The sequence below is a fragment of the Tsukamurella sp. 1534 genome (assembly GCF_000312385.1).
GTDB lineage: Bacteria > Actinomycetota > Actinomycetes > Mycobacteriales > Mycobacteriaceae > Tsukamurella.
The window spans coordinates 481,299-495,619 of record NZ_HE997627.1 but is presented as its reverse complement, the minus strand read 5'-3'; the positions used below and the strand labels follow the sequence as shown (position 1 = coordinate 495,619).

At 71.7% G+C, this 14,321-nt stretch carries 17 protein-coding genes; all 17 read left to right on the top strand.

Translation table 11 applies throughout. The features are described from left to right. Positions 1–82 precede the first annotated feature (82 nt). Positions 83–571, top strand: coding sequence for an RNA polymerase sigma factor (locus BN39_RS14725; RefSeq protein ID WP_019203192.1), 489 nt, complete (start codon positions 83–85; stop codon positions 569–571). Continuing rightward, positions 568–1,170: a methylated-DNA--[protein]-cysteine S-methyltransferase gene (locus BN39_RS14720; RefSeq protein WP_019203191.1), complete on the top strand. Its 603-nt coding sequence runs from the start codon at positions 568–570 to the stop codon at positions 1,168–1,170. The genes BN39_RS14725 and BN39_RS14720 overlap by 4 nt, the downstream gene beginning before the upstream one ends. Further along, complete coding sequence (locus tag BN39_RS14715; RefSeq protein ID WP_019203190.1) at positions 1,167–1,883, top strand: 2OG-Fe(II) oxygenase; 717 nt, start codon at positions 1,167–1,169, stop codon at positions 1,881–1,883. Before BN39_RS14720 ends, BN39_RS14715 begins: the two co-directional genes overlap by 4 nt. After that, positions 1,880–2,146 carry an Ada metal-binding domain-containing protein gene (locus tag BN39_RS14710; protein ID WP_019203189.1) on the top strand — a complete coding sequence of 89 codons (267 nt, stop codon included), beginning with the start codon at positions 1,880–1,882 and terminating at the stop codon, positions 2,144–2,146. Before BN39_RS14715 ends, BN39_RS14710 begins: the two co-directional genes overlap by 4 nt. Further along, complete coding sequence (locus BN39_RS14705; protein ID WP_019203188.1) at positions 2,143–2,832, top strand: alpha-ketoglutarate-dependent dioxygenase AlkB; 690 nt, start codon at positions 2,143–2,145, stop codon at positions 2,830–2,832. Before BN39_RS14710 ends, BN39_RS14705 begins: the two co-directional genes overlap by 4 nt. Positions 2,833–2,912: 80 nt before the next feature. Continuing rightward, on the top strand, positions 2,913–3,434 hold the full coding sequence (locus tag BN39_RS14700; protein WP_019203187.1) for a TIGR02611 family protein: 522 nt from the start codon (positions 2,913–2,915) through the stop codon (positions 3,432–3,434). 60 nt (positions 3,435–3,494) lie between these two features. Then, positions 3,495–3,917 carry a TIGR02611 family protein gene (locus BN39_RS14695; RefSeq protein WP_019203186.1) on the top strand — a complete coding sequence of 141 codons (423 nt, stop codon included), beginning with the start codon at positions 3,495–3,497 and terminating at the stop codon, positions 3,915–3,917. Beyond that, positions 3,917–4,453 carry a (2Fe-2S)-binding protein gene (locus BN39_RS22330; protein ID WP_019203185.1) on the top strand — a complete coding sequence of 179 codons (537 nt, stop codon included), beginning with the start codon at positions 3,917–3,919 and terminating at the stop codon, positions 4,451–4,453. The genes BN39_RS14695 and BN39_RS22330 overlap by 1 nt, the downstream gene beginning before the upstream one ends. A 117-nt stretch (positions 4,454–4,570) precedes the next feature. After that, the gene (gene thrS, locus BN39_RS14685) at positions 4,571–6,556 is read left to right on the top strand and encodes a threonine--tRNA ligase (protein ID WP_371190638.1); all 1,986 of its coding nucleotides are present in this window, start codon (positions 4,571–4,573) and stop codon (positions 6,554–6,556) included. A gap of 31 nt (positions 6,557–6,587) precedes the next feature. Then, positions 6,588–7,139, top strand: coding sequence for an HIT domain-containing protein (locus BN39_RS14680; protein WP_019203183.1), 552 nt, complete (start codon positions 6,588–6,590; stop codon positions 7,137–7,139). Then, the gene (gene pgsA / locus BN39_RS14675; RefSeq protein WP_019203182.1) at positions 7,140–7,814 is read left to right on the top strand and encodes a phosphatidylinositol phosphate synthase; all 675 of its coding nucleotides are present in this window, start codon (positions 7,140–7,142) and stop codon (positions 7,812–7,814) included. Next, positions 7,814–8,785 carry a phosphatidylinositol mannoside acyltransferase gene (locus BN39_RS14670; protein WP_237741719.1) on the top strand — a complete coding sequence of 324 codons (972 nt, stop codon included), beginning with the start codon at positions 7,814–7,816 and terminating at the stop codon, positions 8,783–8,785. Before pgsA ends, BN39_RS14670 begins: the two co-directional genes overlap by 1 nt. Then, positions 8,786–9,910, top strand: coding sequence for a glycosyltransferase family 4 protein (locus tag BN39_RS14665; protein ID WP_019203180.1), 1,125 nt, complete (start codon positions 8,786–8,788; stop codon positions 9,908–9,910). It abuts the gene before it with no gap. A 15-nt stretch (positions 9,911–9,925) separates the two neighbouring features. Then, positions 9,926–10,957 carry an NUDIX domain-containing protein gene (locus BN39_RS14660; RefSeq protein WP_040768406.1) on the top strand — a complete coding sequence of 344 codons (1,032 nt, stop codon included), beginning with the start codon at positions 9,926–9,928 and terminating at the stop codon, positions 10,955–10,957. A 22-nt stretch (positions 10,958–10,979) separates the two neighbouring features. Then, a complete protein-coding gene (locus BN39_RS22325) occupies positions 10,980–12,500 on the top strand; it encodes a serine/threonine-protein kinase (protein ID WP_148281507.1) in 1,521 nt (506 codons plus the stop codon). 162 nt (positions 12,501–12,662) lie between these two features. Next, the gene (gene pdxS / locus BN39_RS14650; protein WP_019203177.1) at positions 12,663–13,568 is read left to right on the top strand and encodes a pyridoxal 5'-phosphate synthase lyase subunit PdxS; all 906 of its coding nucleotides are present in this window, start codon (positions 12,663–12,665) and stop codon (positions 13,566–13,568) included. A gap of 123 nt (positions 13,569–13,691) precedes the next feature. Continuing rightward, a partial coding sequence (locus BN39_RS14645) for an RDD family protein (RefSeq protein ID WP_081586112.1) occupies positions 13,692–14,321 on the top strand: 630 nt, incomplete at its 3' end.

The following is a 14,321-nucleotide window of genomic DNA, read 5'->3' as shown; positions in this document are numbered from 1 at the left end:
CCCGTCTCACGTTTCCGCGGTCCCGAGCGTCTACGGGGCACGATGACAGTGAGGAGACCGAGATGACCCGCAGGACCAGCACATGAAGCCACCGTTCGACCGGCTCGTCGACGAGCACGGCGCCGCTGTGCTCCGCGTCTGTCGCGCGGTGCTGCCCGAACACGACGCCGAGGACGCGTGGTCGGAGACCTTCCTCGCCGCGTTGCGCGCCTACCCGGACCTGCCGGATACGGCCAACGTCGAGGCGTGGCTCGTGACGATCGCGCACCGCAAGGCGATCGACGTGGTGCGTGCCCGGGCGAGGCGGGCGGTCCCCGTCGGCGACGTTCCGGACGCGGGTACACGGGGCGGCGAGGACCCCGCCGACGCCGAGCTCTGGGCCGCGGTCGCGAACCTGCCCGACAAACAACGGAGGGCCGTCGCCTACCGCTACGCGGCCGACCTGCCCTATGCACGGATCGCCGAGATCCTCGGCGGCACCGTCGACGCCGCCCGGCGCGCCGCCGCCGACGGCGTCAAGAACCTCAGGAAGACGTACTCGGGCGCGAGCCCGGGAGGAGAACGATCATGAACGACAACGACATCGCGGCATCGCTGGCCGCCCCCGTCGAGCCGGACGCCCTCGCGCGGCTGCGCGACCGCCTGGCCGCCGACGCCGAGGCGCAGGACCTCGTCGACATCGCGTACACCACCGTCGACTCGCCGGTCGGGCCGCTGCTGCTCGCAGCGACCGGAAGGGGGCTGCTTCGCGTGGCCTTCGCGCGCGAGGACCACGACCGGGTGCTCGACACCCTCGCCGAGCGGGTCAGCCCGCGGGTGCTCCGCGCCCCCCGGCGACTCGACCGCGCGGCGCGGGAGCTCGACGAGTACTTCGCGCACCGTCGTACCGCGTTCGACCTCGACCTGGATCTGTCTCTGTCGCAGGGCTTCCGGCAACTCGTGCAGCGCCACCTCCCCGACATCGGATACGGCACGACGCGCAGCTACCGCGAGGTCGCCGAACTGGTCGGCAACCCCAAGGCCGTGCGGGCCGTCGGGACCGCGTGCGCCACCAACCCGCTGCCGGTGGTGGTCCCGTGCCACCGGGTGGTCCGGGCCGACGGCGGCCTCGGCGGATACATCGGGGGGACCGAGGCGAAGACCGCCCTACTGGACCTGGAGGCGGCATGACGGCGGGGCCCTGGTGGTCCCGCGTGGGGGCGGCGGACTGGCCGAACGTCGCCGCCGAGCTCGACGAGTACGGCGGCGCCGCGCTCCCGCGCCTGCTCAGCGACGCGGAGACCATCGCGATCCGGGATCTGTACGAGGATGAGGACCGGTTCCGGAGCACGATCGACATGCGGCGGCACCGGTTCGGCGCCGGCGAGTACAAGTACTTCGCGCGCCCGTATCCCGACGCCGTCGAGGCGCTCAAACAGGCCCTGTACCCACGACTGCTGCCGATCGCGCGCGACTGGGCCGAGCGCCTCGGCCGCGACGCCCCGTGGCCGGACACCCTCGACGAGTGGCTCCAGCGGTGCCACGACGCGGGGCAGACCCGGTCCACGGCGATCCTCCTGCGCTACGGCGCAGGGGACTGGAACGCGTTGCATCAGGACCTGTACGGCGAGCTGGTGTTCCCGCTGCAGGTGGTGGTCAACCTCAACGCGCCCGGCGAGGACCACACCGGCGGCGAGTTCCTCCTGGTCGAACAACGCCCCAGGGCGCAGTCCCGGGGCAACGCGTTCGCGTTGCCCCGCGGACACGGCTTCGTCTTCACCACCCGCGACCGCCCCGTCCGATCCACCCGCGGGTGGTCGGCGTCGCCCGTGCGGCACGGGGTGTCGACGGTGCGCTCGGGTCGACGGCACACCCTCGGGCTCGTCTTCCACGACGCGCGATGAGCTACACGCTGCGTGATGCCCGCGACCGGCCGTACCGGTCCGCAGTGCCCGGCGCGTGGGGCGGCCACCGCCGGGGCGGGCTCTATGGTCGCCTCGACTGTCCGGCGGCGCTCCGGGCGCTCGCCCGCGGCGGTTACGTCGCGGACCGGGTGTTCTTCGCGGACGAGCAGACCGCGATCGCCGCGGGGTACCGTCCGTGCGCGGTGTGCTGCCGGGCCGAGTACCTGGTGTGGAAGGCGGCGCACGCGAAGGGAGGGCGATGATCGGCGACGACGGCGAACCCGCGCTGTTCGATCCACCCGCGCCACCGCGGGAGCTCGTCGAGGTGGAGCCCGGGGTCCGACTCCTCACGGGATGGATGGACCTGCGGCAGCAGGCCTGGACCACGGACAGGTTCCGGGAGTGGGCCGCGGGCCCCGTCCCGATCCGCGCGGCGAAGGTCCGGGGGCACGAGATGTCCGTCCGCACGGTCTGTCTCGGGTGGCACTGGCAGCCGTACCGGTATTCGCGGGAGGCCACGGACGTCAACGGGCGGCGCGTGCTCGCCCTCCCGGAATGGCTGGCCCGGCTGGGCCGGCGGGCCCTGCTCGACGTGGGCCACCCGCCCTCGGAGGCCGACCGCTACACGCCGGACACGGCTCTCGCCAACTTCTACGACCACGCCGCGCGCATGGGGATGCACCAGGACAAGGACGAGCGGTCCCCGGCGCCCGTGGTGTCCCTCTCGATCGGCGACACCTGCACCTTCCGGTTCGGCAACACCGAGAACCGCGGCCGCCCCTACACCGACCTCACGCTGCGATCAGGGGACCTGCTGGTGTTCGGTGGGCCCGCGCGGTTCGCGTTCCACGGTGTCACCAAGGTGCATCCGGGCACGGCGCCGGCAGGGTGCGGCCTGGAGCGGGGACGCATCAACATCACCCTGCGGGAGACGGGGCTCGACGGCTGAGCACGGCGGCCGATACGCTCCGGTGACCTGCTCTCTTTCGTTATCGCACACGAATCGGTGTCGCGTCGTACGCTCCGAGGATGACGGACAGCCGCGACGCCGAAGTCCCACCGAGCGCGGCCGCCGCGCCGCCGGGTGCGCCCGCGCCCGCCCCGGACGACGATCCGGCTGCCGCCGCTGCCGCGTCCCTCCAGTCCCCGGGCGTCCTCGCCAAGGTCGGTGCCTGGCGCGCGAAGGTCCGATCCACTCCGCAGGGCCGGCTGATCTGGCGGATCGCCGTCGGGCTGGTGGGCGGAGTGGTGCTGATCGCCGGCATCGTCATGATCCCGTACCCCGGCCCCGGCTGGGTCATGGTGTTCACCGGGCTCGGCATCCTGGCATCCGAATTCCCCTGGGCGCAACGCCTGCTGGGTTTCGTGAAGGTCGCCTACGGCAGGTTCCGCACCTGGTACGGCAAGCAGGGGCCGGCTGTGAAAGCGCTGTTCGCGCTGGGCACGTGCCTCATCGTGGTCCTCACCCTGTGGCTGCTCGGCGCGCTGCAGGCCGTGGGGAACTGGATGGGCCTCGACTGGCCGTGGCTGGCGAGCCCGATCACGAAGTGACGGCCCGACACCGGCGTCCGCCAACCGGCCCCGTCGCCGCTCCGTCGGTACCCTGGGGGAATGCCTGAACGGAAGGACCACGGTGCGCTGGCGCGCGTGCACGGCTGGCGCGAAAGGGTCACCTCGACCAGGCGGGGGCACCTCGCGTGGCGCACCGCCGTCGGCGTGGTCGGCGGCATCGTGCTCATCGCGGGCGTTATCGCCATCCCGTACCCCGGCCCCGGCTGGCTCATCGTGTTCGCCGGCCTCGGCATCCTTGCCACCGAATTCGATTGGGCCCATCGGCTTCTGCGTTTCGCCCGATCGAAGTACGACGCCTTCGCCGAGTGGCTCAGCCGGCAGAACATCGTGGTGAAGGGGCTCTTCGCCCTCGGAACCTGCGCCATCGTGCTCGCCACCGTGTGGCTGCTGGGCGCGGCGAAGATGATCGGCGGCTGGTTCGGCATCCACTGGCCCTGGCTCGCCAGCCCCCTGTTCGGCTGATGGCCCCGTCGGTCGCCGCCGCGATCGCCGAACTGCGCCGATCGATGCGCGCCCCGGACGCGCGCACCGCCGGGTCCCTCTACTGGTACGCGCTCTCCGGCGGCCTGGCACGACTCGCCGCGGCGGGCCGCGACGCGGCCACCGCCCCGGTCCGCACCGGGCCCGGCGGATGGCCCGAGACGGGGGAGGGCGCACCGTCGGAGCGGCCCGGCGTGGGCCTCGCACGGGCCTACCGCGCGCTGATCCCCGAGGTCGCCGCCGCTTCCCGAACCTCCGAACGTGCGCTGTGGGCGATCGGCACCGACTCCGTCGCCTCCGCGGCCCTCGGCGCCGCCGACCCGCACCGGCGGGCGCAGGAGCTGCTCGCCGAGTGCGCACCGCAGGCGCCGGCCGCCCGGTTCGAGACCGTCCCCGGCCGCGGCACCGTGGTCCGCCGCGGCTCCTGCTGCCTGCTGTACCTGTGCCCGGACGCGCAGAAATGCCTGAGCTGCCCCCGGCAGACGCCCGAGGAGCGGCTGAGCCGTCTCCGTGCGTGACCGATAGGATCGAGTGGATGACAACCGCGTGCGGCCAGGTATGCCGCCCGCCACATGATGAGGAGCACTGTGAGCACCACCTTCGTCGTCCCGGCGGGCACCGCCGCCGGGGCTGCCATGCGCGAGCTCGACCTCCCCAACAAGGGGCCCGAGGCGATCGTCGTGGTGAAGACGACCGACGGCACCCTCAAGGACCTCAGCTGGGTCCCGGACGCTGACACCGAGGTCGAGGCCGTCGCGGCGAACACGGAGGACGGCCGCAGCGTGATCCGGCACTCGGCCGCGCACGTCCTCGCCCAGGCGGTGCAGGACGGCTTCCCCGGCGCCAAGCTGGGCATCGGCCCGCCCATCAAGGACGGCTTCTACTACGACTTCGACGTCGCCGAGCCCTTCACCCCCGAGGACCTCAAGGGCCTCGAGAAGAAGATGAAGCAGATCATCAAGTCGGGGCAGAAGTTCAGCCGCCGCGTCTACGCGAGCAAGGACGAGGCCCGCGCCGAGCTCGGCGGTGAGCCCTACAAGCTGGAGCTCATCGACGACAAGGGCGCCGCCGAGGACAGCGAGGTCATGGAGGTCGGCGGCGGCGAGCTGACCGCCTACGACAACCTCAATCCCCGTACCGGGGAACGGATCTGGGGTGACCTGTGCCGCGGCCCGCACGTGCCCACCACCAAGTACATCCCCGCCGTGAAGCTCACCCGTAGTTCCGCGGCCTACTGGCGCGGCGACCAGAACAACGCCGATCTGCAGCGCGTTTACGGCACCGCCTGGGAATCGCAGGAGGCGCAGGACGAGTACCTCGAGTTGCTCGCCGAGGCCGAGAAGCGCGACCACCGCCGGCTCGGCGCCGAACTGGACCTGTTCAGCTTCCCCGACGAGCTGGGCTCCGGCCTGCCCGTGTTCCACCCCAAGGGCGGCGTCATCCGCAAGGAACTCGAGGAGTACTCGCGGCAGCGCCACGTGGACGCCGGATACGAGTTCGTCAACACCCCGCACCTGACCAAGAGCACGCTCTACGAGGTGTCCGGCCACCTGGACTGGTACAAGGACGGCATGTTCCCGGCGATGCACCTCGACGCCGAGTACGACGAGGACGGCACCCTCAAGAAGCCCGGCCAGGACTACTACGTCAAGCCGATGAACTGCCCGATGCACAACCTGATCTTCGGGGCCCGCGGCCGCTCCTACCGCGAACTACCGTTGCGGCTCTTCGAGTTCGGCTCCGTGTACCGGTACGAGAAGTCCGGCGTGATCCACGGGCTCACCCGCGTGCGGGGCATGACGCAGGACGATGCGCACATCTACTGCACCAAGGAGCAGATGCACGAGGAACTCACCTCGACGCTGAAGTTCGTGCTGTCGCTGCTCAAGGACTACGGCCTCGACGACTTCTACCTGGAGCTCTCGACCAAGGACCCGCAGAAGTACGTGGGCGCGGACGACGTGTGGGAGGAGGCCACCGAAACCCTGCGCCAGGTGGCCGAGGCCTCGGGCCTGGACCTGGTACCGGACCCGGGCGGCGCCGCCTTCTACGGCCCGAAGATCTCCGTGCAGGCCAAGGACGCCCTCGGCCGGACCTGGCAGATGTCCACGATCCAGCTCGACTTCAACCTGCCCGAGCGGTTCCAGCTGGAGTACACCGCCTCCGACGGCACCAAACAGCGTCCCGTGATGATCCACCGCGCGCTGTTCGGGTCCATCGAGCGGTTCTTCGGCGTGCTCACCGAGCACTACGCCGGCGCCTTCCCGGCGTGGCTCGCGCCCGAGCAGGTGATCGGCATCCCCGTGGCCGAGCAGTTCGGCGACCACCTCGAGACCGTGGTGCGCAAGCTCCGCGCCGAGGGGATCCGCGCCCACGTCGACCACAGCGACGACCGGATGCAGAAGAAGATCCGCAACCACACCACGCAGAAGGTGCCGTTCATGCTGCTGGCCGGCGAACGGGACCGCGAAGCCGGCGCCGTGAGCTTCCGCTTCCGCGACGGCACCCAGGTCAACGAGGTGCCCGTCGACGAGGCCGTGCAGAAGATCGCGGAGTGGATCCGCGCGCGGCGCAACCAATCGCCGACCGCGGAGCTGCTGGGCACCGTCGTCACCCCCTGACGGCCGGACCACGACGAGGGAGGAGGGACCGATGACGGACGACGAGAGCCCCGGCAGCCACCGCGATTTCGGCGTGGGCGACGGCGACGAGACCATCGAGCGGCTGTGGACGCCGTACCGCATGCAGTACCTCGTCGATTCCCCTCCCGTGCCCGAGGGCAGCACCGCGTTCCTCGAGATCCCCAAACTGGCCGACGAGGACGGGCTGATCGTGGCCCGCGGGGAGCACTGCTACGTGGTCCTGAACCTGTTCCCGTACAACCCCGGCCACTGCATGGTGGTCCCGTACCGGCAGGTCGCGGATCTCGAGGAACTCACCGACGACGAGGCCTTCGAGCTGATCAAGCTCACCCAGAAGACGATTCGGGTGATCAAGCGGATCTCGCGGCCGGCCGCGTTCAACGTGGGTTTCAACCTGGGACGCTCCGGCGGCGGGTCCATCGCCGAGCACCTGCACCAGCACATCGTGCCCCGCTGGCCCGGCGACGCGAACTACATCACGGTGCTCTCGGGCACTAAGGTGATGCCGCAGCTGCTGGGACAGACCCGGGCGCTGATGGCGAAGGCCTGGGAGGAGGTCTAGGTGTCTGCGATCTTCAGCCGCGAGGCCGTCTCCACGGTCACGCATCCCATCGCGAAGGTGCTGATCAGGACCGGGCTGACCCCCGACGCCGTGACGCTGTTCGGCACCGTCTGCTCGGTGACCGCGGCGCTGTGGCTCTTCCCCGCCGACCACCTGTTCGTCGGCACGCTGGTCATCTGGTTCTTCGTCATGTTCGACATGCTGGACGGCGCCATGGCGCGCGTGCGCGGGGGCGGCACCCGGTTCGGGGCCTGGCTGGACGCCACCTGCGACCGCATCGCCGACGGTGCCGTGTTCGCCGGGCTGGCCTGGTGGGCGGTGTTCACCGAGGACAACCGCTACAACCTGCTGATCGCCACCCTGATCTGCCTGGTCACCTCGCAGGTGATCAGCTACGCCAAGGCCCGGGCCGAGGCGTCCGGGCTCAAGGGCGACGGTGGCTGGATCGAACGTCCCGAGCGCCTCATCATCGTGCTCGTGGGCGCGGGCTTCACCGGCCTCGGCCTGTGGTGGGCGATCCACGTCGCCATGTGGCTGCTCGCCGCCACCTCCATCGTCACCGTCGTGCAGCGCGCCCTCACCGTGCGGAACTCGCCCGGCGCCACCGAGCTGCTGCCCCTACCGGGCGCGGCGCCGAACCCGCAGGCCCCGCCGGCGGAGGAGGGCGAGGCGTGATCGATCTCCGCTCCCTGCGGCCCCGGCTGGTGGACCCGCGCACCGTCAATCCCCGTGAGGAGGCGGCCGACCTCGCGTACCGCGCGGGCTGGGCCGTCACCAAGCGGATTCCCGAGCCCGCGGCGAAGTTCCTCATCGACGACCTCGGCGGACGCCTCGGCGCCCGCGGCGAGAACACCCAGCTGCGCAAGAACCTCGCCCGCGTCCTCGGCACGACCCCGGATGCGGTGCCGCAGAGCCTGATCGAGGACTCGGCCCGGTCCTACGCCAGGTACTGGCGGGAGTCGTTCCGGCTCCCGGCGATGGACCTGGAGAAGCTGGGGCGCGACCTCGACAGGTTCGTCGACGCGCCATCGGTGCACGAGGCGATGGCCGCCGGGACGGGTGCGGTGCTGGCGCTGCCGCACAGCGGCAACTGGGACATGGCCGGCGTGTGGCTGGCCCAGACGTACGGCCGGTTCGCCACCGTCGCCGAACGGCTGAAACCCGAATCCCTGTTCCAGCGGTTCGTGGAATACCGCGAATCCCTCGGCTTCGAGATCTTCCCGCTCTCCGGCGGCGAGGAACCGCCCATGCAGGCCCTCGCGCAACGGCTCCGCGAGGGCCGGCCCATCTGCCTGCTCGGCGAACGCGACCTCGCCCGGCACGGCGTGCCCGTCACCTTCTTCGGCGAGCGCACCCGGATGCCCGCGGGCCCCGCCAAGCTCGCCATCGACACCGGCGCGCCGCTGCTGCCCGTGCACTGCTGGTTCGAGGGCGACAAATGGGGCTTCAGCTCCGGCGATCCGATCGACGTCACCGGCGGCATCGGCGACGCCACACAGCGCCTGGCCCACGCCTTCGAGAAGAACATCGCCCGGCACCCCGCCGACTGGCACATGCTGCAGCCGCTGTGGGAGGCCGACTGGTCACAGGCGCGCCGCGACCGCATCCTGGGCGACGGGCCGTCCGGGCCCGCGGGAGGGGAGTAGATGCGGATCGGGATGATCTGCCCGTACTCGTTCGACGTGGCGGGCGGCGTGCAGGCCCACGTGGTCGACCTCGCCCGGGTCCTCATCGGCATGGGCCACGAGGTGTCCGTCCTCACCCCGTCGTCCAAGGACACCCCGCTGCCCGAGTTCGCGGTGTCCTCGGGCAAGGCCGTCGCCATCCCTTACAACGGGTCCGTCTCCCGGCTCAGCTTCGGGCCCGTCGCGTTCGCCCGGTTGCGCCGCTGGATCCGCGAGGGCGACTTCGACGTGCTGCACGTGCACGAGCCCAACGCGCCCAGCCTGGGCATGCTGGCCCTGGCCATCGCCGACGGGCCCATCGTGGCCACGTTCCACACGTCGACCGAGAAGTCGCTCGTCCTGTCCGTGTTCCAGAGCGTGCTGCGCCCGTCGCACGAGAAGATCCGGGGCAAGATCGCCGTCTCCGAACTCGCCCGGCGCTGGCAGATGGAGTCCCTGGGCTCCGACGCGATGGAGATCCCCAACGGCGTCGACGTGCAGCACTTCGCCGAGGGCGCCACGCTTCCCGGCTATCCCCGCGCCGGGAAGACGGTGCTCTTCCTCGGCCGGTACGACGAGTCCCGCAAGGGCATGGCCGTGTTCCTCGAAGCGCTGCCCACGATCGTCGACGCGAACCCCGGCGTCGAGGTGCTCGTCATCGGCCGCGGCGACGAGGACCGCCTGCTCCGCGAGGCCGGGCCGCTCGCGAAGCACCTGCGCCTCCTCGGCGCCGTCACCGACGAGGAGAAGGCCGCCGCGCTCCGCTCCGCCGACGTGTACGTGGCCCCCAACCTCGGAGGCGAGAGCTTCGGGATCGTCCTCGTCGAGGCCATGGCCGCTGGCACCGCCGTCGTCGCCTCCGACCTCAACGCGTTCTCCCGGGTGCTCGACGGGGGCGAATCCGGCCTGCTGGTCCCGGTGGGCGACGGTGCCGCCCTCGGCCGAGCGGTCGCCGACCTCCTGTCCGACGACGCCCGCCGCGACCGGCTGATCGCCCACGCCTCCGAGGCCGTATGGCGGTTCGACTGGTCCGTCGTGGCCGAGCAGGTGATCCGCGTGTACGAGACCGTCGCCGTGCCCGGCGTGGTCGTGACGATCGACGACTAGGAAGGCGGAGCCGTGCTGAACCTCACCGCGACCACCGTGCTGGTCATCGGCCTCATCGTCCTGGCCGTACTCGTCGTGGCGGCCATGGCCTACCAGACCGCGCACCGCCTCGACCGGCTGCACGTGCGCGTCGACCTGTCGATGCAGGCCCTCGAATCGGCGCTCGCCCGGCGCGCGGCCGTCGCCCGTGCAGTGGCCGCGTCCATCCCCGCCGACGAGGGCAGGAAACTGCGCGCCGCCGCCGACCTCGCCGAATCCGCGCCCCTCGACGAGCGCGAGGTGATGGAGAACCGGCTCTCCGCCGCGATCGGGGCCATCGACCTGGAATCGCTGCCGCGGTCCCTCGTCGCCGAGATCGCCGACGCCGACACCCGCGTCACCATGGCCCGCCGCTTCCACAACGACGCGGTCCGCGACACCCGCGCGCTCCGCGGCCGCCGCTTCGTGCGCTGGCTGCACCTCGGCGGCACCGCCCCGATGCCGCGGTACATCGACATCGTGGACCGCGGCGGCCTGCTACCCGCGGCGCTGCTCGCCCAGTCCGACGGCCGCCGGGTCTCGGCGCGGGTCATCCTCGTCGACCCCGACGGGGCCGTCCTGCTGATCCACGGTCACGAGCCCGTGCCCGACGGGGAGACGCCGACCAGGTACTGGTGGTTCACCGTCGGCGGCGGCGTGGAGCCGGGGGAGGAGCTCACTGCTGCGGCGTCGCGGGAACTGCTCGAGGAGACCGGCCGCAGCCTCCCGCCCACGTCGTTCGTGGGCCCCCTGTTCCGCCGCGAGGCCGTGTTCACCTTCGAGGGCGACATCATCGACTCCGTGGAGTACTTCTTCGCCGCGACGTGCGAACGGTTCGAGCCGGCACCGTCGGGCTGGACCGAACTGGAACGTCGCTCCCTGGACGAGCTGCGCTGGGTGACCGAGGACGAGATACGGGGCCTCGCCGGCCCCGTCTACCCCCGAGCCCTCGCCGACCTGCTGCCGGGTGTCCGCGCCGCCCTCGCCGCGGGCCGCGCACCGGCCGGCTCGCCCGCCCCGATCGACTGAGACGACCGACGAAGGAGGCGGCGTGGAACTGACCGACATCTCCGGCTACCGCGTGGTCCGGAAGCTGGGATCCGGTGGCATGGGGGACGTGTACCTCGTGGATCACCCGCGCCTGCCGCGACGGGACGCGATCAAGGTGCTGTCCCGCAGCCTGAGCATGGACCCGCAGTTCACGGCGCGGTTCCAGCGTGAGGCCGAGGTCCTGGCGGGGATCGCCCACCCCAACGTCGTGACCGCCTACGACCGCGGCGCGATCGACGACCGGCTGTGGCTCGCGATGGAGTACATCGACGGTGCCGACGCGTCGCAGGTGCTCAAGCGCGACGGGCCGCTGCATCCGGACGTGGTCGGCGACATCATCGGCGGCGTCGGCGCCGCCCTGGATGCGGTGTGGCAGCAGCGCGGGTTGACCCACCGGGACGTCAAACCCGCGAACGTGCTCCTCGCGCTGGGGGATCCGGGGTCGACCAGGCCGTCCGCCGTCAAGCTCGTGGACTTCGGCATCGCGAAGGCGGCCGACGAGGCGTCCTCGCTCACCGCCACCGGCGCGGCCATGGGCACCATGACCTACATGTCGCCCGAGGCGATCGAGAGCCGGCGGTTGGACAGCAGGTCCGATCTGTACTCGCTCGCGTGCACCGCTTTCGAGCTGCTCACCGGCGGCCCGCCCTACCCGGACAACGGCATCCGCGCCATGATGATGGCGCACCTCGGCGCCCCGATCCCGGACGTCACGCTGCACCGCCCCGGCCTGCCCGCCGCGCTGAACCCGGTGTTCCACCGGGCGCTCGCGAAGGAGCCCGGGGACCGGTACGCCACCGGCGCCCAGTTCGCCGCCGCCTACCGCGCGGCGCTGGCCACGGCGCCGCCGGCGCGCACCCTGCCGGCACCGGCGCTCACGCGGCAGGCGCCCGCCGGCGCACAGCCCGGCACCCACGACCGGAACACCCGCGTCCAGAACGCGGGAGGTCCCGCACCCGCGTCGGCCCCGCCCGCCGCGGCCCGGTCCACCGCTTCGCGCCGCGGCCTGCTGCTCGCGATCGGGGCCCTCGTCGCAGTGCTGGTGCTCGCCGCCCTCGGCTACTCGTGGCTGACCTCGGACACCGACGGCGGCGCGCCGGTGGCGGCCCCGTCGAGCATCGCCGCCCCCACGTCCGCGGCCCCGTCGCCCAGCGCCCCGTCGCAGCCGACGGTGACGGGCACCGACGCGGCGGGATTCGTCGGCGAATACGCCCGCTGCGGCGACGGGGAGACCCTGCGTGCGGCGATGATCACCGAGGCCTCCAGCGGCAGCGGCCGCCCGGCGCACGTGGTGATCTGCGACGGCGCCTCCGGGCCGGTGTACCGCGCGGCGCAGGTGGGAGACACCGTCGGGATCTCCCTGCAGGCGACCCCCGTCCCGGGCGGGTACACCGCCTTCAACCCGAACCCCGGCGGCAGCGGCGGAACCTCCTACCGGGCTGTCCTGGATTCCGGCGTCACGGTGACCAGCCCCGACGGCGCCAGCGAATTCCTGCGCTGGTCCCAGATCTGGCAGCGCTGACGCCGCTTCGCGAATCTTCGCTCCAGGGGTCCACCTCGGCCTATATGGTCGCGACGGTCCTCTCCGGTGCATTTTCGCGACGGCCGGACCCACCCCGTGGCATCGGAGCGACGATCGGGAATACTGGTACCTCACACGTCCCACCGCTAAGGAGCTCCGTCAGTGTCCACTGATCCCCAGAACGCACCCGTCACCGGCACCGCGCGCGTCAAGCGCGGCATGGCCGAGATGTTGAAGGGCGGCGTGATCATGGACGTGGTCACCCCGGAGCAGGCGAAGATCGCCGAGGACGCCGGCGCCGTCGCGGTCATGGCGCTCGAGCGCGTGCCCGCCGACATCCGCGCCCAGGGCGGCGTGAGCCGCATGTCCGACCCCGACATGATCGACGGCATCATCGAGGCCGTCTCGATCCCCGTCATGGCGAAGGCCCGCATCGGTCACTTCGTCGAGGCGCAGATCCTGCAGGCGCTGGGCGTCGACTACATCGACGAGTCCGAGGTCCTGACCCCGGCGGACTACAGCAACCACATCGACAAGTTCGCCTTCACGGTGCCGTTCGTGTGCGGCGCCACCAACCTCGGTGAGGCGCTGCGCCGCATCACCGAGGGCGCCGCGATGATCCGCAGCAAGGGCGAGGCCGGCACCGGCGACGTCTCGAACGCGACCACGCACATGCGGAAGATCCGCGACGAGATCCGCCGCCTGACCTCGCTGCCCGAGGACGAGCTGTACGTCGCGGCCAAGGAGCTGCAGGCGCCGTACGACCTGGTGGTCGAGGTCGCCAAGGCCGGCAAGCTGCCCGTCACCCTGTTCACCGCCGGCGGCATCGCCACCCCGGCCGACGCCGCGATGATGATGCAGCTCGGCGCCGAGGGCGTGTTCGTGGGCTCGGGCATCTTCAAGTCCGGCAACCCGGAGCAGCGGGCCAAGGCGATCGTCGCCGCCACCACCTTCTACGACGACCCGGCCAAGCTCGCGGAGGTCTCGCGCGGCCTCGGCGAGGCCATGGTCGGCATCAACGTCGACGACATCCCGCAGCCGCACCGGTTGGCGGAACGCGGCTGGTGACGGCATGTCGGCTGCCGGTGGTGGGGGAATCGCGCTAGCGTCGAGGCTGCGCGCGTCGCGCCACCGGCCGCCGGGCCGGACGACGATCGCTGGAAATATCGACTGCAGGACGTGAGGCGGAGGATGTCAGACCAAGCACCGGGCCAGGTCACCGAGGAGTACGGGGCCGACACGAGCGTGGCCTGGGGAGGACCTGGAGTCGAGTCCGCGCCCGTCCCGCTGCGCGTGCTGGCCTACATCGCCGACCTGTGCGTGGCCTCCACGGTGGTCGCGATCGCCGGGATCGTCAACGTCGTCGCCGGCCTCGAGATGGGCTGGGTGTTCCTGGGCGCCGGAGCCGGAGTGGCCGTGATCGGCTCGATCGTGCTGCACGGCCTGTTCGGCGCGAGCCCCGGCAAGATGCTCGCCGACATCAAGGTGGTCGACGCGGACAGTCACCGCCGGATCGGCTTCCCGTCCTCGGCGATCCGTTCCATCGTGTTCAACGTCCTCGCGCCGCTGGTCTACCTTCCGGCGTGGTCGATCCTCGCCGACGACAACCGTCGCGGGATCCACGAGAAGGCGTCCAAGAGCACCGTCGTCGACGGTGCCGATGTCGCGGTCGACGACGGGTACGGGTACGACGCCCCGCAGTCCCCGTCGGGCTCGCTCGGCGGCCTGGTCGGCGGCGACCAGCCCGAGGAGACCGGCCTGCAGCGCATCCCCACCCCGCTGCCCCCGAACTCCGGGGACGCGCCCACGGCGGCGACCACC